The sequence below is a fragment of the Agromyces indicus genome (assembly GCF_031432295.1).
Lineage (GTDB): Bacteria > Actinomycetota > Actinomycetes > Actinomycetales > Microbacteriaceae > Agromyces > Agromyces indicus.
In genome coordinates, this window is the sequence record NZ_JAVKGS010000002.1 from 362282 (window position 1) to 379195 (window position 16914).

Below are 16914 nucleotides of genomic sequence, written 5' to 3' on the forward strand. Positions count from 1 at the left end.
TCGTGAGGCGCGTCGAGCAGACGGACACCGGGGCCCCCGAGCTGGCCGAGTTGCAGCGGATGCTGCAGGTCGAGCTCGATCCCGAGCTCCTGCTCCTCGCCCTCACGCACCGGTCGTTCGCGTACGAGAACGGCGGTATCCCGACCAACGAGCGCCTCGAGTTCCTCGGCGACTCGATCCTCGGGCAGGCCGTCACGGTCCGGCTCTTCACCGACCACCCCGAGCTCGACGAGGGCGAGCTGGCCAAGCGCCGGGCGAGCCTCGTCTCGAGTGCGGCGCTGGCCGAGGTCGCGCGCACGATCGGCCTCGGGCGGTTCATCCGCCTCGGTCGCGGCGAGACGATGACGGGCGGTGCCGACAAGCCGTCGATCCTCGCCGACACCGTCGAGGCGATCATCGGCGCGGTCTACCTCGACCGCGGCGGTGACGTCGCCACCGAGTTCGTCCTGCGGCTCATCGGCCCCCTCATGGCCGACACCGAGCGGTTCGGCGCGGCCATGGACCCGAAGACGAGCCTGCAGGAGATCGCGGCCCGTCGCGGTGCGACGGCGCCCGTCTACGCGGTCGCCGAGAGCGGCCCCGACCACAGCAAGCACTTCGTCGCCACGGTCACGGTGGGCGACCTGGTGAGCGCGTCGGGCGAGGGGTCCAGCAAGAAGCAGGCCGAGATGGCGGCCGCCCTCGAGGCGTGGACCGCCCTGAACGACCGCTGACGTGCCCGAGCTGCCCGAGGTCGAGGTCGTCCGGGCCGGGCTCGCGCCCGCGGTCACCGGAGCGCGCATCGCCGGCGTGGAGGTGCTCGACGCCCGTTCCCTGAAGCGCCACGAGGCGGCATCCGGCGACTTCGAAGCGCTGCTGACGGGCGATCGGATCGAGGCGGCCGTGCGCCGAGGCAAGTTCCTGTGGATGCCGCTCGCCTCCGGGGCGGCGCTCGTCGGCCATCTCGGCATGAGCGGCCAGCTCCTGCTGCGCACGCCCGACCACCCCGGCGACGACCGGCACGCCCGCATCCGCCTGCACCTCGAGCATCCCGACCACGGCGAACTGCGCGTCGACTTCGTCGACCAGCGCATCTTCGGCTCCATGGCGGTCGATCGGATGGTGCCGACCGATGACGGCGAGGTCGCCGGCCACTCCGCCGACGTGACCGGCCCGTGGGCGCGCTCGATCCCCACCCAGGTGGCGCACATCGCGCGCGACCCGCTCGATCCCGCGTTCGACGACGGCGCGTTCGCCGCCGCGCTCGCCCGTCGCGGTTCGGGCGTGAAGCGCGTGCTCCTCGACCAGGGGCTGGTGTCGGGCATCGGGAACATCTACGCCGACGAGGCGCTCTGGGCCGTCCGGATGCACGGCGAGCAGCCCGCCTCGAGTCTCAGCCGGCGCCGCGTCCGCGAGCTGCTGCAGGCGGTGCGCGAGGTGCTGCAGAAGGCGCTCGCCGAGGGTGGAACGAGCTTCGATTCGCAGTACGTCAACGTCAACGGGGCGTCCGGGTACTTCGCGCACTCCCTGAACGCGTACGGGCGGACCGGTCGGCCCTGCCCGCGGTGCGGCACTCCGATCGTGCGCGAGGCGTTCATGAACCGGTCGTCGCACCGCTGCCCGCGGTGCCAGCGCCTCCGGATGCCGCGGACCGCCCCGCCGGCGGCATCCGCCTGAGACCGAACGGCCCGCGCACGGCGAGCGCGACGGGGGCGGCGCCGATCGTCGGTTACCGTAGTCCGCAGCGCTCGGCAGTCGGAAGGGTGGTCGTGTACCTCAAGAGCCTCACCCTCAAGGGCTTCAAGTCCTTCGCGCAGCCGACCACCTTCGCGTTCGAGCCCGGCGTCACGTGCATTGTCGGCCCGAACGGCTCGGGCAAGTCCAACGTCGTCGACGCGCTCGCCTGGGTGATGGGCGAGCAGGGGGCGAAGACCCTCCGCGGCGGCAAGATGGAGGACGTCATCTTCGCCGGCACCTCGACGCGCGGCCCGCTCGGCCGCGCCGAGGTGAGCCTCACGATCGACAACTCCGATGGCGCACTGCCCATCGAGTACAGCGAGGTCACGATCTCGCGCACGCTGTTCCGCAACGGCGGCAGCGAGTACGCCATCAACGGCGAGCAGTGCCGCCTGCTCGACGTGCAGGAGCTGCTCAGCGACTCCGGCCTCGGCCGCGAGATGCACGTCATCGTCGGGCAGGGCCAGCTCGACCAGGTGCTGCACGCGAGTCCCGAGGACCGCCGCGGGTTCATCGAGGAGGCCGCCGGCATCCTGAAGCACCGGCGCCGCAAGGAGAAGACCCTCCGCAAGCTCGACGCCATGCAGGCGAACCTCACGCGTCTCACCGACCTCGCCGCGGAACTGCGCCGTCAGCTGAAGCCGCTCGGCCGCCAGGCCGAGGTCGCGCGCGAGGCGGCGGGGATCGCCGCGGTGGTGCGCGACGCGAAGGCGCGGCTCGTGGCCGACGAGGTGGTCGAGTTGCGTCGGGCGCTCGAGTCCGCCGGCCGGACCGAGCACGAGCGGCACGCCGAGCGCCTGGTGCTCCAGCAGGAGCTCGAGCGCCACCAGGCCCACATCGAGCGGCTCGAGCAGGCGTCGGGCGGCGACGAGGTCGACCGGGCGCGGGCGGTGAGCTTCGCCCTCGAGCAGTCCGAGGCGCGCCTGCGCTCCCTCGACTCGCTCGCGCGGCAGCGCATCGCGCTGCTGTCGGCGGCCGACGAGGGCACGGATGCCGCACCCACGCTCACCCGCGCGGACATCGATGCCGCCCGCGCCGAGCTCGACGGCATCCGCGGCGGCGTCGGCGACGCGGCATCCGCTCTCGAGCAGGCCACGTCGGCGATGCGCGACGCGCGTGCGGCGCTCGACGCCGTCGACGAGGAGATCGCCGCGCAGGCGGCGCGCGTGAGCGAGTACGACCTGCGGGCGTCGCAGCTGGCCGGCCGCGCCGATGCGGCGGCGTCGAAGCTCGCCGCCGTGCGCGGCGAGGTGCTCCGCCATCGCAACGCCCTCGACGCCGCACAGGCACGCCGCGAGACGGCCGCAGCCGAGCTCGCGCGCGTCGAGGCCGAGTCCGACGCCGACCCGACCGCGGAGACCGACCTCGACGAGGCGTACGAGCTCGCCCAGGCGGCGGTGTTCGAGGCCGAGGGCGAGATCGAGCGGCTCCGCGAGGCCCTGCACGACCGGGAGCGCGAACGCGACGCCCTCGGCGCCCGAGTGAGCGCGCTGTCGCTCGCCCTCGACCAGAAGGACGGCTCGGCCGCCCTCGCCCGATCGAGCACCGCCGGAGTCCGCGGCCTGCTCGCGGAGCACCTCCGCGTCGAGCCCGGCTACGAGGCGGCGGTCGCCGCGGCGCTCGGGTCGCTCGCCGAGTCGGTCCTCGTCGATGACCGCGCAGCCGCGCTTCGGGCCGTGGCGGTCGCCGCCGACGACGACCTCGGCCGCGTCGCCCTCACGATCGCCGAACCGGGCGCCGTGCCCGCGACCGCGCACGCCGTGGCCGGCCTGGTGGCCGCCGCCGACGTCGTGACCGCCCCGCCGGGCGTGCTCGGCCTGCTCGGCGAGGTGCTCATCGCCGACGACCTCGACGCCGTGCGCGCCGTCGAGGCGGCGCTCGCCGCGCTCGAACGGCCGGCGACGGTGATCACCCGCGACGGGACCGTGGTCGGTCGCTACGTCGTCCGCGGCGGATCCGGTCGCACGCAGAGCCGCATCGAGCTGCTCGCCGAGCGCGATCGGGCCGAGGCCCGGCTCGAGGAGGTGCGCGCCGACATCGAGCGCGCCCGCTTCGACCTCGACGAGCAGCGCGGCATCGCCGAGCACGCGAAGTCGCAGTCCAAGCTGGCGCTCGCCGCCCTCCGCGAGTTCGACGCGAAGCTCGCCCAGCGCACCGAGGCGCTGAACCGCGCTCGCGTGCAGGCCGAGGCCGCGGCGGGGGAGACCGAGCGACTCGCGGAGGCCCTCCGCACGGCGGAGGAGCGCATCGCCGAGGCCGAGCAGGCCGCCGCCGACGCGAAGTCGGAGCTGGAGGCCGCACGCGCCGAGCCGCGCCCTGTCCTCGAGGCCGACCGACGCGACGGCGCCCTCGTGGCGCTCGAACGCGCTCGCGAGGGCGAGGTCGAGGCGCGCCTGCGCCTGGAGACGGCGCGCGAGCGCGTGCGGGCCGAGGAAGCCCGGATCGCCGCGATGGAGCGCCAGCACGAGGCCGAGCGGCGCGCCGCGGACGAGGCGGCCCGCCGCGCGGTGGTCCGCCGGGCCCAGCTCGAGGCCGCGAGCCGCGTCGCCGATGTGCTGCCGCCCGTGCTCGCATCCGTCGGCGCGTCCGTGGCCGAGGCGCGGGTCGCGCTCGCCGCCGCGGAAGCCGAGCGGGCCAGCCGGAACGAGGAGGTGCACGCGGCCCGTCGGGCCGAGGCATCCGTTCGCGAGCGCCTGCACGCGGTCACCGAGGACGTGCACGGGCTCGAACTGCGCATCTACGAGAAGAAGCTGCACGTCGCCTCGCTCGTCGAGCGGGCCGAGAGCGAGCTCGGCCTCGGCGAGGCCGTCCTCGTCGCCGAGTACGGGCCCGAGCAGCCCATCCCCGTCGACGGCGACCCGGACGCCGAGCCGCGCCCATTCGACCGCGCGGAGCAGCAGAAGCGGCTGCAGGCCGCCGAGCGCAAGCTCGCCCAGCTCGGCCGCGTCAACCCGCTCGCGCTCGAGGAGTTCGCGGCGCTCGAGCAGCGGCACCAGTTCCTCACCGAGCAGCTCACCGACCTGGCGAACACGCGCAAGGACCTCCTCACGATCATCGAGGAGATCGACGGCCGCATGGAGTCGATCTTCCGGTCGGCGTTCGACGACACGCGCGAGGCGTTCGCCGAGGTGTTCCCGATCCTGTTCCCCGGCGGGGAGGGGCGCATCGCGCTGACGAACCCCGACGACCTGCTCACGACCGGCATCGAGGTGAGCGTGAAGCCGGCCGGCAAGAAGATCGAGCGCCTCTCGCTGCTCTCGGGCGGTGAGCGCTCGCTCGCGGCGGTCGCGCTGCTGCTCGCGATCTTCAAGGCCCGGCCGAGCCCGTTCTACATCATGGACGAGGTCGAGGCGGCGCTCGACGACGCCAACCTCGGCCGCCTCCTCACCACATTCGAGGACCTCCGCGAGTCCAGCCAGCTCATCGTGATCACCCACCAGAAGCGCACGATGGAGATCGCCGACGCCCTGTACGGCGTCTCGATGCGCCAGGACGGCGTCTCGGCCGTCGTCGGCCAGCGCGTGCGCGACGACGTCGAGGCGAAGGCGAGCTGAGCCCGCCTCCGCCCGTCGTCCTCAGGTGACTCGTCGGTCGCCCGGCGCGAGGATCCGGAACCAGCGGTAGCCGTACGCGTCGAGTTGCACCTCGACCCGGCCGCGGTCGTCGATCTCCGTCACGCCCGTCTCGAACAGGTCGGACAGGATGGCGCCCTCCGGCAGGTCCCCGAGCTCGAGCGTGACCGTCACCGGTCGCGGCGCGAAGTTGTGCACTGCGGCGAAGCGCAGGTGATCGGCGGTGATGCGATGCGCGATGACCGCCGGCTCGCCCGCGTCGAGCAGTTCGAAGCGCCCCCACCCGATCTCGGGCGAGCTGCGGTACCGCGCGACGAACCCCCTGATGGTCGACAGCAGCGAGTCGGGGTCGTGCATCTGCGCCTCGACGTTGACGTGCTCGGGCGCATACCCGTCGGACGGGGGCGTCGCGACGAGGCTCCGCGGCGCGGCGCGCGAGAATCCGCCGTTGTCGCCCGCCGACCACTGCATGGGCGTGCGGACCGCCTGGCGCTTCTCCTGCTCGCCGTTCTCGCCCATGCCGATCTCCTCGCCGTAGAACAGCACGGGCGTGCCCGGCAGCGAGAACATGAGGCTGTAGACCATGCGGATGCGGCGCGGGTCCCCCTCGAGCATCGGAGGCAGCCGCCGCACGATGCCCCTGCCGTACACGCGCATCCACTCCTCCGGGGCGAAGGCCTCGAACACCTCCTCGCGCTCCGGATCGCTGAGCTTGTCGAGCGTGAGTTCGTCATGGTTGCGGACGAAGTTCGCCCACTGCTTCTCGGGGGCGAGCTGCGGCCTGCGGGCGAGCGTCTCGACGAGCGGCGTCGCGTCGTGCCGGGCGAGCGCGAGGTAGAGCCGCTGCATGGCCTCGAAGTCGAACTGCAGCGTCAGTTCCTCGGGGTCGCCGTCGCGGCCGAAGTAGTCGAGCTGCTCCTCATAGGGGAGATTCACCTCGCCGAGCAGGATCGCCTCGCTCGCACGCCGCTGCAGGTAGCGCCGCAGGTCGCGCATGAGCTCGTGCGGATCGCCGATCTCCTCGCCGTCGGGCGGCTCGATCAGGAAGGGCACGGCGTCGACACGGAACCCGGAGATGCCGAGCTGCAGCCAGAACCCGACGGTCTTCGCGATCTCGTCGCGCACGACGGGGTTGGCGATGTTCAGGTCGGGCTGATGCCGGTAGAACGAGTGCAGGTAGTACTGGCCCGTCGGCTCGTGCCACTCCCACACGCCGTCCTCCTCGCCGGGGAAGACGCTTGCCGGCGGATTCGGCGGCACCTCGTCGCGCCACACGTAGTAGTCCCGGTACGGCGAGTTCCGGCTGCGCTTGGCCGACATGAACCACGGGTGCCGCTCCGAGGTGTGGTTCATGACGAGGTCCATGATGACTCGGATGCCGCGGTCCCGTGCGGCGCGGATCACCGCGACCACGTCGCCGAGGGACCCGAACCGGGGGTCGACGTTGTAGAAGTCGGCGATGTCGTAGCCGTCGTCGAGGTCGGGCGACGGCTGGAACGGCATGAGCCAGATGCACGTGACACCGAGCTCGGCGAGGTGGTCGAGCCGTTGCGCGAGCCCGTCGAAGTCGCCGCAGCCGTCGTCGTTCCAGTCCATGAAGGTCTCGATGTCGAGGCAGTAGACGACGGCGGTCTTCCACCAGAGGTCCCCGCGATCGGTGGCGCGCACGATCAGCCCACCGCGCCCGCGCCGACGCCGGCCTTCGACAGCTCCGGCAGCACGTGCTCGCCGAACGCGTCGATGAACCCGCGCTGCTCCTGGCCGACGTGGTGCAGGTAGATGCGGTCGACGCCGAGCTCCGCCAGTTCGAGGAGCGCGTCGAGGTGCCGCGACGTGTCGGACGAGGCGAGGAGGGTCTTCGCGACGTCGTCCACGGTCGCATCGGCGGTGCGCTCGTCGAAGTCCTCGGGCTGCTCGAGCTCCCACGCGAGGTGGGCGGGCACGAGCGACTGCCGCCATTGGGCGTACGCGATCGCGCGCGCCTCGTCGTCGGTGGGCGCCCAGCTCAGGTGCACCTGCACGCACACCGGGCCCGTCCCGCCGGCACCGCGGTAGGCCTGCATGAAGTCGCGCAGCGCGTCCGCGTCCTGGTCGACGGTGATGACCCCGTCGGCCCACGCCGCGGTCTCCTCGGCGGTCTCGGTGCTGACCGCGGCAGCGAGCAGTGCGGGCCTCGTCTCGGGCAGGCTCCAGAGCCTGGCCCGGTGCACCCGGATCAACCCGTCGTGGTCCACCTCCTCGCCCGCGAGGAGGCGCTGCATCACGTCGATGGTCTCGGCCAGCTTCGCGTCGCGGACCTCCTTGTCGGGCCATCCCTCGCCCGTGACGTGCTCGTTCATGCGCTCGCCGCTGCCGATGGCGGCCCAGAAGCGGCCCGGGAACATCTCGCCGAGCGTCGCGATCTTCTGCGCGGCGATCACGGGGTGGTAGCGCTGCCCCGGTGCGGTGACGACGCCGAGCGAGAACGAGGTCGCCTGCAGTGCGGCGCCGAGCCACGACCAGGCGTAGCCCGAATGGCCCTGCCGCAGGCTCCACGGGGCGAGGTGGTCGCTGCACATGGCGGCGTCGAATCCCGCCCGTTCGGCGTGGACGACCGCATCGAGCAGGGCACTCGGCGGGAGCTGTTCGTGGGAGGCGTGGAATCCGACGAGGGGCATGGGGGTCTCCTTCCGCGTGGGTCCGATGCTTCCGCACCCGGGCCGAGCCGACAAGGCCTTGCAGGGCCGTCGGCTCGCCGATATGGCGGGCACGCGCCGATGCGCGCACGGCCGGCGGATGCCGCGACGCGAGCCGCGGCATCCGCTCGCCCCTAGGCTGGTGGTCATGGCAGAACGCGCATCGTGGTCGCTCGGGGCGGCCCTCCGCAACGTGTTCGGCGCGAAGACGATCGACGAGGACACGTGGGACGACCTCGAATCGGCGCTCATCCGCGCCGACTTCGGACCGGCCGTGACCGAGGAGATCGTCGACCGCATCAAGGCGCAGGTCGAGCGGTACCGCACCACCGACCCGAGGGACGTGCAGCGGATGCTGCGCGAGCTCGTCGAGGAGCGGCTGTCGAAGTACGACCCGACGTTGAAGCTCACCGAGCGACCGGCCGTCGTGCTCGTCGTCGGCGTGAACGGCGTCGGCAAGACCACCACCATCGGCAAGTTCGCGAAGTTCCTCCGCAACTACGGCCGGAGCGTCGTCGTCGGCGCCGCGGACACGTTCCGCGCGGCCGCCGTCGACCAGCTCGCGACGTGGGCCGAGCGCGCCGGCGCCGAGGTGGTGCGCCCCGAGCGCGAGGGCCAGGACCCCGCGTCGGTCGCCTTCCAGACCGTCGAGTACGCCAAGCGGACCGGGACCGAGATGGTCATCATCGACACCGCCGGCCGGTTGCACACCAAGGGCGGGCTCATGGACGAGCTCGGCAAGATCAAGCGCGTCGTCGAGAAGCAGGCGCCCATCAGCGAGGTGCTGCTCGTGCTCGACGCGACCACCGGGCAGAACGGGCTCGCGCAGGCCGAGGCGTTCATCCGCCACGGCGGCGTGACCGGGCTCGTGCTCACCAAGCTCGACGGCTCCGCCAAGGGCGGATTCGTCATCGCCGTGCAGGAGAAGACGGGCCTGCCGATCAAGCTCATCGGCCAGGGCGAGGGCATCGGCGACCTCACGGGCTTCACTCCGCACGTGTTCGCGCAGCAGCTGGTCGGCTGAGGAAGGGATCTCGATGGAGCACGACTACTTCGGACTGATCGGGGACTACTGGTCGGAGGACGTCGAGTACGGCGACCAGCGCGTCGAGGTCGTGCTCGACGCCGACGCCGACTCCGTCTCGAACGCGGCGCTGGATGCCGCGGCGACCCTCGTCGGCGAGCTCGAGCTCGTCGACGACGAACTCCGCGGCGCCTTCGTCTCCCAGCTCGACTCGTCGGCGTCGCCGGTCGTGCGGTTCCTCGCCGTCATGCTCGACCCCGAGCTCGAGCAGGCCGACGAGGTCGAGGCCGCGATCGGCCGCGACTCCGGCGACCGCCAGATCGACGCGCTCCGCTCCATGTCGCTGAGCCGCGTCGACCTGCGACCCGACGCCGACGAGCCCGGCGACACGTTCGCCGAGTTCGAGTACGGCCTGGCGCCGGAGGACACCGACGCCCGCCTCGTGGCGTCCATCGACATCGATCGCGAGATCGTCGACGTCCGATTCGAGGGGTGAGCCCGGGCGGCCGGTGAGCCGGGACCCAGCGGCGCCCATCTAGACTGGGGCGCATCATGGCTACGTTCGGCACCCTCTCCGATCGTCTCACCGAGACGTTCAAGAACCTCCGCACCAAGGGCAAGCTCTCCGCTGCCGACGTCGACGGCACCGTCCGCGAGATCCGGCGCGCGCTGCTCGACGCCGACGTCTCGCTCGACGTCGTGAAGTCGTTCACCGCGACCGTGCGCGAGCGCGCGCTCGGCGACGAGGTGAACCGCGCGCTCAACCCGGCGCAGCAGGTCGTGCAGATCGTCAACGAGGAGCTCGTCGGCATCCTCGGCGGGCAGCAGCGCCGCCTGCAGTTCGCCAAGAACCCGCCGACCGTGATCATGCTCGCGGGCCTCCAGGGCGCCGGCAAGACCACGCTCGCGGGCAAGCTCGCGAAGTGGCTGAAGAAGGACGGGCACACGCCGATGCTCGTCGCCGCCGACCTCCAGCGCCCCAACGCGGTCAACCAGCTCCAGGTCGTCGGCGAGCAGGCCGGCGTGCAGGTCTTCGCACCCGAGCCCGGCAACGGCGTCGGCGACCCCGTGCGGGTCGCGAAGGATGCCGTGGCCCACGCGCAGCGCGCCCAGCACGACGTCGTCATCATCGACACCGCGGGCCGGCTCGGCGTCGACGCCGAGCTCATGAAGCAGGCCGCGAACATCCGCAAGGCGACGAACCCCGACGAGGTGCTGTTCGTCATCGACGCCATGATCGGCCAGGACGCGGTGTCGACCGCCAAGGCCTTCCAGGAGGGCGTCGACTTCACGGGCGTCGTGCTGTCCAAGCTCGACGGCGACGCGCGCGGCGGCGCCGCCCTGTCCGTGGCATCCGTCACCGGACGCCCCATCATCTTCGCCTCCACGGGCGAGACGCTCGACGACTTCGAGCCGTTCCACCCCGACCGCATGGCGAGCCGCATCCTCGACCTCGGCGACATCCTGACCCTCATCGAGCAGGCCCAGCAGGCCTTCGACGAGGAGGAGGCGCTGAAGGTCGCCGAGAAGCTCGCGACCGAGCAGTTCACGCTCGAGGACTTCCTCAAGCAGATGCAGCAGCTCCGCGGCGCCGGCTCCCTCAAGAAGATGCTCGGCATGCTCCCGGGTGCGGGCGGCATGAAGCAGCAGCTCGAGAACTTCGACGAGCGCGAGATCGTGCGCACCGAGGCGATCATCCAGTCGATGACCCCGGCCGAGCGGCGCAACCCGAAGCTGCTCAACGGCTCCCGACGCCTGCGCATCGCCAAGGGCTCCGGTATGACCGTCACCGACGTGAACCAGCTCGTGCAGCGCTTCGAGCAGGCGGCGAAGATGATGAAGACCGTCGCCCGCGGCGGCGTGCCGCAGGTGCCGGGCATGGGCCCGATCCCGGGCGCGGGCGGCTACGGCGGCGGCAAGCGCCAGGCGGCCAAGGCCAAGAAGAAGTCGTCGGGTTCGCGTTCGGGCAATCCCGCCAAGCGCGCCGCCGAGAATGCCGCGCTCGCCTCGGGCGCCACGCCGGCGGGCCCGGGCGGGGCGTCGGGCTCGGGATTCGGCCTCGGCGGCGGCGCCGGAGCCGGGGCCGGGACCAAGGGAGCGCCGAGCGAGGAGGAGCTGGCCGCCCTCCAGAAGTTGCTCGGTCGCTGAGCCGTCTCGCGCACGCGCCGCACTAGGGTGAATCCGTGGTGCAGCGGATGCCGCATCCCGATGATCGCTTCAGGGGGACGACCATGACCACGGGCAACGCCGACTACCGCGACTCCGGTCTCGAGTTCCCGCCCGAGTTCCTGCTCGGGTCGGCGACGGCGTCGTACCAGATCGAGGGCGCCGTGACCGAGGACGGCCGCGGGCCGTCCATCTGGGACACCTTCAGCCACACGCCCGGCAAGGTCTGGAACGACGACACGGGCGACATCGCCTGCGACCACTACCACCGGTGGGAGGCCGACCTCGACCTCATGGTCGAACTGGGCCTCGAGGCGTACCGCTTCTCGATCGCGTGGCCGCGCATCCAGGCCACCGGACGCGGACCCGCGAACGAGGCCGGCCTGGCGTTCTACGAGAAGCTCGTCGACGGACTCCTCGCCCGCGGCATCCGCCCCATCGCCACGCTGTACCACTGGGACCTGCCCCAGGCGCTGCAGGACGAGGGCGGCTGGACCAACCGGGCCACCGCCGAGGCGTTCGCCGACTACGCGCGCCTCGTGGCGGAGCGGCTCGGCGACCGCGTCGCCGTCTGGACCACGCTCAACGAGCCGTGGTGCTCCGCCTACCTCGGCTACGGCTCGGGCGCGCACGCCCCGGGGCACACCGACGGCGCCGAGGCGCTCGCCGCCGTGCACCACCTGAACCTCGCGCACGGGCTCGCGATCCGCGCGCTCCGCGAGGTCGTGACGAACGACCCGGACTTCTCGATCACGCTGAACCTGCACGTGATCCGGCCCTCGGGCGAGACCGGGCACGAGGCGGCGCGGCGCATCGACGGCCTCGCGAACCGCGTCTTCCTCGGCCCGATCTTCGGCGACGGCTATCCCACCGACGTCATCGAGGACACCGCCGCCGTCACCGACTGGTCGTTCGTGAAGCCGGGCGACACCGAGTTGATCGCCCAGCCCATCGACGTGCTCGGCGTGAACTACTACTCGACGGTCACGGTCCGGCTCTGGGACGGGGTCTCGCCGCGCGTGAACGCCGACGGGCACAAGGACATGGGGGGGACCCCCTGGCCGGGCTCCGAGCATGTCGAGTTCCTGCAGCAGCCCGGTCCGTACACCGCGATGGGCTGGAACATCGACCCGTCCGGCCTCGAGGACCTCCTCATCGCCCTGCACGGCGCGTACCCCGAGGTGCCGCTCATGATCACCGAGAACGGCGCGGCGTTCGACGACGTCGTGACGGAGGGTCCCGACGGGCCGATGGTCGACGACCAGGACCGCATCGACTACCTCCGTCGCCACTTCACGGCCGCGCACCGCGCCATGGCGCGCGGCGTCGACCTGCGCGGGTACCAGGTGTGGTCGCTCCTCGACAACTTCGAGTGGGGCTACGGATACTCCAAGCGGTTCGGCATCGTGCGCGTCGACTACGACACGCTCGAGCGGCTGCCGAAGGCCAGCGCGCGCTGGTTCGCCGATCTCATCCGCACCGGCCGGATCCCGGCGTAGGGGCCGCCGCGCCGGGCTACCGGTTCGCGCGGGGGACCGTGCCCTCGCGGAGCTCGCGCGCGAGGTGCGCCACGACCGCCGTCAGCTCGCCGCCGTGCTCCTGCGCCACCCGGAGCTGGCGCTGGTAGCTCGCGCCGTCGTCGAGCGTGCGACGGATCCGCTGCAGCTCCTCGGCGCAGCCGAGCCGGTCGGCGTACGGCGCGAGCGTCACGAGCAGGTCGCGGAGGTCGTCGGCGACGTGCCGCTCGGTGCCCGCGGCATCAGTGATGACCTCGGCGTCCATGCCGTACCGCGCGGCGCGCCACTTGTTCTCGCGGACGTACCAGGGCTGCAGCACCGTGAGCGTCTCGCCGGCGTCGAGGCGGTCCGACATCCACTCGACGAGGCACTGGATCAGCGCGGCGATCGCCCCGATCTCCTCGGCCGACGAGACGCCGTCGCAGACGCGCACCTCGACCGTGCCCCACCGGGGCGACGGGCGGATGTCCCACCGCACCTCGGTGTGGTCCTCGATGACGCCCGTGCGCACGAGGTCGTCGACATAGCGCTCGTACGACGCCCAGTCGGGCAGCGGGTAGGGCAGGCCCGCCGTGGGCAGCTGCTGGAACATCAGCGCGCGGTTCGACGCGTACCCGGTCTCGACGCCCGCCCAGAACGGGCTCGACGCCGACAGCGCCTGCAGGTGCGGCACGTACGCGAGCATGCCGTCGAGGATGGGCAGCGCCTTGTCGCGCTCCTCGATGCCGACGTGCACGTGGATGCCCCAGATCATCATGTTGCGGCCCCACCAGCGGGTGCGCTCGATGAGCTTGTGGTAGCGCGGCTTGTCGGTGAGGCGCTGGTCGTACCACTGGCTGAACGGATGCGAGCCGCTGCAGATGAGCTCGTACTCGCCGATCCGGTCGAGCACCGACCTGACCTCCGCGACCTGCGCGGTGAGGTCGTCGACCGCCCCGGCGACGCGGTCGTGCACGCCGCTGACGAGCTCGACCGTGTTGGTCAGCAGCTCCGAGGTGATGAACGGATGCGGCGAGCCGTCGGATCCGGCGAGGTCGGCCAGCACGCGGTCGCCGACCGACGCCAGCTCGCCGCTGCCGCGCTCGACGATCGCGAGCTCCCATTCGATGCCCACGGAGGAGCGCTCGGAACGCGCGAACTCGATCCGCATGGGAGCCCCCTGTCGTCCCCGGCCGCGGGTGCGGCGTTGGCTCATCTTGCCACGCACCGCGGCGATTATCGTCGCGGGGCGAAATCTGCAAGAATGGTCAGTCGAGTTCTGTGCCGCCCGACCCTCTATCCGGCGGCGCAGGGCACCTTTGAGCTTCCGCCGGGTGTGCACCCCACGCTCACGGCTGTCAGTTCGCCTACCTCACAACATCTCAGGAGAATCGTGGCTGTCAAGATCCGCCTCAAGCGGCTCGGCAAGATCCGTGCCCCGTACTACCGCATCGTCGTCGCCGACTCGCGCACCAAGCGCGACGGTCGCGTGATCGAGGAGATCGGCAAGTACCACCCCACCGAGGAGCCCTCGTTCATCGAGGTCGACTCCGACCGCGCCCAGTACTGGCTCGGCGTCGGCGCGCAGCCGACCGAGCAGGTCATGGCCATCCTCAAGCTCACCGGCGACTGGGGCAAGTTCAAGGGCGACAAGGACGCCAAGAGCACCGTCCGCACCGCCGAGCCCAAGGCCGAGTACCAGGTCGACGACAGCAAGAAGTCGGTCGTCAAGCCCAAGGCCGAGAAGCCGGCGAAGGCCGAGGAGGCCGCCGAGGCCGCTGACGAGACCGCGTCGGACGAGGCGTAGGCCTTGCTCGCTTCCGCGCTCGAACACCTCGTCAAGGGGATCGTCGATCACCCCGGCGACGTGAAGGTCACCTCCGCGTCGAGCGCACGCGGCGAGGTCCTCGAGGTGCACGTGCACCCCGAGGACCTCGGCCGCGTCATCGGTCGCGCCGGCCGCACCGCCAAGGCGCTGCGCACCGTCGTGACCGCACTCGCCGACGGCCGCCGGGTCCGTGTCGACGTCGTCGACACCGACGACTGACGTGACCGCGGCACCCCGCCCCCAGCAGCTGCGCGTCGGTCGTCTCACCAAGGCGCACGGCCTCAAGGGCGCCATCAAGCTCGAGCTCTACACCGACGACCCCGAGCGTCGGTTCGTCCCCGGCGCCGAGTTCTCCCTCCAGGTCCCCGAGTCGTCGCCCTGGCACGGCCGGCACCTGACGCTCCGGGAACTCCGCTGGTACAACGGCCACCCCGTCGGCTTCTTCGAGGGCGTCGACGACCGCACCGCCGCCGAGGGGCTCATCAAGGCGATCCTCTGGGTCGACCAGCCCGCCGACGAGGAGTCCGAGCCGGACGCGTGGTACGACCACCAGCTGGTCGGCCTCGCCGTCGTGCGTGACGGCGAGCGGATCGGCGAGGTCGCGCACGTCGACCACCTGCCCGCACAGGACCTCCTGGTCGTCAAGTCCGGCGGCCGCGAGGTCATGGTGCCGTTCGTCTCCGCGATCGTGCCCGAGGTCGACCTCGAGGCCGGCACCGTCACCGTCACGCCCCCCGCCGGACTCTTCGAGGAGCTGCCGGAGACGCCGGACGCGGCATCCGCTGGCGGCGAGCGCGACGCCGACGCCGAGTAGGAGCCGACGGTGCGCATCGACATCGTCACGATCTTCCCGTCGTTCTTCGACGTGCTCGACCTGTCGCTGCTCGGCAAGGCCCGCCAGACGGGACTCATCGACGTGCGCACGCACGACCTGCGCGAGTTCACCCACGACCGTCACCGCACGGTCGACGACACCCCGTACGGCGGGGGAGCGGGCATGGTGATGAAGCCCGAGCCGTGGGGCGAGGCACTCGACTCGATCGTCGGCGACGCGGCATCCGACGCCCTGCTCGTCGTGCCGACGCCCGCGGGCGAGCCGTTCACGCAGCGGGTCGCGCGCGAGCTCGCCGCCGAGGAGCATCTCGTGTTCGCCTGCGGGCGCTACGAGGGGATCGACCAGCGGGTCGTCGACCACTACGCCGGTCGCATGCGCGTGCGGCTGATCAGCCTCGGCGACTACGTGCTGAACGGCGGCGAGGTCGCCGTGATGGCGATGATCGAGGCGGCCGGTCGGCTCGTGCCCGGCGTCGTCGGCAACCCGGAGAGCCTCGTCGAGGAATCGCACGAGGACGGCCTGCTCGAGTACCCGAGCTACACCAAGCCCGCCGTCTGGCGGGGCCTCGAGGTGCCCCCCGTCCTCCTGTCGGGCCACCATGGCCGCGTCGCCGAGTGGCGACGCGAGCAGCAGGTGGAACGCACTCGGCGGGTGCGCCCGGAGCTGCTGCCCGATGCCCCGGAGGGCACCGAGCCGACGGCCTGACCCGCCTTCGCGAAGTCCGCCCGTGAGGCACTCTTCACGCGCCGGAAACACGTGGGTCCGTTCCGCGAAACACGTCCTGCATACCGTCGGAACCGGCGGCGACGAGCGGATTCCGCCGGGAAGCGGGGTCGCCTGATGGGTCGAACGGATGGCTCGATCGGGACCGGCTCCCCGCCGCCGCTGCGGCTCGTCGCGGTGACCCATGGCGCACCGTCCGCGGCCAACCGCCGCGCCGTCATCCGGCTGGTCGACGGCGTCGCCACGACGCGGCCCGACCTCGACGTCGCCATCACGTTCGTCGACGCCCGGAACGCCGACCTGGGCGCCGCGCTCGAAGCGGCCGCCGTCCGGAATGCGGTCATCGTGCCGCTCGTCCTCTCCGCCGGGTTCCACGTGCGCACCGGCCTCTCGCTCGCGCTCGACCGGCTGGGCGGCGACGTGGGCCTCGCCGCGGAACTGGGACCGGACGAGCGGATCGTCGACGTGCTCGCGGAGCGCCTGGACGAGCTGGGCCTGCGCGAGGGCGATGCCGTCCTGCTCGCGGCCGCGGGGTCGAACGATCCGCGGGCCGTCCGCGAGTGCTTCGAGACCTCGCGCCGCCTCGGCCAGCGACTCGGGCGCCCGGTGACGGCGGGCTTCATCGCGGCGGCGATCCCCCGCCTGCCCGACGCGATCGAGATGCTCCGCGAGGTGCATCCCGGGGCGCGCATCGTCGTCTGCCCCTACCTGCTCGCCCCGGGCACGTTCTACGACCAGGCGAAGGTCGCGGGCGCGGACGTCGTGGCCGATCCGCTCCTCCTGCCCGAGCGGCCCGCGCCCGAGGCGCTCGTCGACCTCGTCCTCGACCGGTACGCGCGAGTGGGGATCGGGATCGAGCGCCGCGAGCGCGCCTGACGC

The 16914-nt window shown here is 72.1% G+C and carries 15 protein-coding genes; 12 read left to right on the forward strand and 3 right to left on the reverse strand.

Going from position 1 to position 16914, the window contains the following annotated elements; translation table 11 throughout:
* Positions 1-59 precede the first annotated feature (59 nt).
* From rnc to smc, 3 genes are all read left to right on the forward strand, one after another.
* Entirely contained in the window at positions 60-713 is a 654-nt protein-coding gene (gene rnc / locus RH861_RS07975) for a ribonuclease III (protein WP_067950590.1), read from the forward strand.
* A 1-nt stretch (position 714) separates the two neighbouring features.
* Positions 715-1656, forward strand: a complete 942-nt coding sequence (gene mutM / locus RH861_RS07980) for a bifunctional DNA-formamidopyrimidine glycosylase/DNA-(apurinic or apyrimidinic site) lyase (RefSeq protein ID WP_310520565.1) — start codon at positions 715-717, stop codon at positions 1654-1656.
* A 92-nt stretch (positions 1657-1748) separates the two neighbouring features.
* On the forward strand, positions 1749-5270 hold the full coding sequence (smc, locus tag RH861_RS07985; protein WP_310520566.1) for a chromosome segregation protein SMC: 3522 nt from the start codon (positions 1749-1751) through the stop codon (positions 5268-5270).
* A 21-nt stretch (positions 5271-5291) separates the two neighbouring features.
* Here smc and RH861_RS07990 read toward each other — a convergent pair whose 3' ends face one another.
* Positions 5292-6956, reverse strand: a complete 1665-nt coding sequence (locus RH861_RS07990; protein WP_310520567.1) for an alpha-amylase family protein — start codon at positions 6954-6956, stop codon at positions 5292-5294.
* A 2-nt stretch (positions 6957-6958) separates the two neighbouring features.
* Positions 6959-7945 (reverse strand): TIGR03885 family FMN-dependent LLM class oxidoreductase, encoded by a 987-nt coding sequence (locus RH861_RS07995; protein ID WP_310520568.1) that lies wholly within the window; start codon positions 7943-7945, stop codon positions 6959-6961.
* A 166-nt stretch (positions 7946-8111) separates the two neighbouring features.
* Between RH861_RS07995 and ftsY the strand changes: the two genes are divergently transcribed.
* From ftsY to RH861_RS08015, 4 genes are all read left to right on the forward strand, one after another.
* Positions 8112-8987 carry a signal recognition particle-docking protein FtsY gene (ftsY, locus tag RH861_RS08000; RefSeq protein WP_067950551.1) on the forward strand — a complete coding sequence of 292 codons (876 nt, stop codon included), beginning with the start codon at positions 8112-8114 and terminating at the stop codon, positions 8985-8987.
* 13 nt (positions 8988-9000) lie between these two features.
* Entirely contained in the window at positions 9001-9483 is a 483-nt protein-coding gene (locus RH861_RS08005) for a hypothetical protein (protein WP_310520569.1), read from the forward strand.
* A 56-nt stretch (positions 9484-9539) separates the two neighbouring features.
* Entirely contained in the window at positions 9540-11135 is a 1596-nt protein-coding gene (ffh, locus tag RH861_RS08010; protein WP_310520570.1) for a signal recognition particle protein, read from the forward strand.
* An 83-nt stretch (positions 11136-11218) separates the two neighbouring features.
* Positions 11219-12652, forward strand: coding sequence for a GH1 family beta-glucosidase (locus RH861_RS08015; protein ID WP_310520571.1), 1434 nt, complete (start codon positions 11219-11221; stop codon positions 12650-12652).
* Between the two features lie 16 nt (positions 12653-12668).
* Here the strand turns inward: RH861_RS08015 and RH861_RS08020 are convergent, their stop codons facing one another.
* Positions 12669-13820: a glutamate--cysteine ligase gene (locus tag RH861_RS08020; RefSeq protein WP_310520572.1), complete on the reverse strand. Its 1152-nt coding sequence runs from the start codon at positions 13818-13820 to the stop codon at positions 12669-12671.
* 222 nt (positions 13821-14042) lie between these two features.
* Between RH861_RS08020 and rpsP the strand changes: the two genes are divergently transcribed.
* From rpsP to RH861_RS08045, 5 genes are all read left to right on the forward strand, one after another.
* The gene (gene rpsP, locus RH861_RS08025; protein WP_310520573.1) at positions 14043-14456 is read left to right on the forward strand and encodes a 30S ribosomal protein S16; all 414 of its coding nucleotides are present in this window, start codon (positions 14043-14045) and stop codon (positions 14454-14456) included.
* A gap of 3 nt (positions 14457-14459) precedes the next feature.
* Positions 14460-14696: an RNA-binding protein gene (locus RH861_RS08030; RefSeq protein ID WP_067950541.1), complete on the forward strand. Its 237-nt coding sequence runs from the start codon at positions 14460-14462 to the stop codon at positions 14694-14696.
* Position 14697: 1 nt separating this feature from the next.
* Positions 14698-15291, forward strand: a complete 594-nt coding sequence (gene rimM, locus RH861_RS08035; RefSeq protein WP_310520574.1) for a ribosome maturation factor RimM — start codon at positions 14698-14700, stop codon at positions 15289-15291.
* Positions 15292-15300: 9 nt separating this feature from the next.
* Complete coding sequence (gene trmD / locus RH861_RS08040; protein WP_067950537.1) at positions 15301-16017, forward strand: tRNA (guanosine(37)-N1)-methyltransferase TrmD; 717 nt, start codon at positions 15301-15303, stop codon at positions 16015-16017.
* Positions 16018-16152: 135 nt separating this feature from the next.
* Positions 16153-16911: a sirohydrochlorin chelatase gene (locus tag RH861_RS08045; RefSeq protein WP_310520575.1), complete on the forward strand. Its 759-nt coding sequence runs from the start codon at positions 16153-16155 to the stop codon at positions 16909-16911.
* Positions 16912-16914 lie beyond the last annotated feature (3 nt).

What these genes read in the sequence shown, in the direction of transcription:
- RH861_RS08045 (WP_310520575.1), top strand. Translation starts at nt 16,153, where the DNA reads ATGGGTCGAACGGATGGCTCGATCGGGACCGGCTCCCCGCCGCCGCTG.
- RH861_RS08020 (WP_310520572.1), bottom strand. Translation starts at nt 13,820, where the DNA reads ATGCGGATCGAGTTCGCGCGTTCCGAGCGCTCCTCCGTGGGCATCGAA.
- rnc (WP_067950590.1), top strand. Translation starts at nt 60, where the DNA reads ATGCTGCAGGTCGAGCTCGATCCCGAGCTCCTGCTCCTCGCCCTCACG.
- RH861_RS08015 (WP_310520571.1), top strand. Translation starts at nt 11,219, where the DNA reads ATGACCACGGGCAACGCCGACTACCGCGACTCCGGTCTCGAGTTCCCG.
- ffh (WP_310520570.1), top strand. Translation starts at nt 9,540, where the DNA reads ATGGCTACGTTCGGCACCCTCTCCGATCGTCTCACCGAGACGTTCAAG.
- RH861_RS07995 (WP_310520568.1), bottom strand. Translation starts at nt 7,945, where the DNA reads ATGCCCCTCGTCGGATTCCACGCCTCCCACGAACAGCTCCCGCCGAGT.
- RH861_RS08005 (WP_310520569.1), top strand. Translation starts at nt 9,001, where the DNA reads ATGGAGCACGACTACTTCGGACTGATCGGGGACTACTGGTCGGAGGAC.
- ftsY (WP_067950551.1), top strand. Translation starts at nt 8,112, where the DNA reads ATGGCAGAACGCGCATCGTGGTCGCTCGGGGCGGCCCTCCGCAACGTG.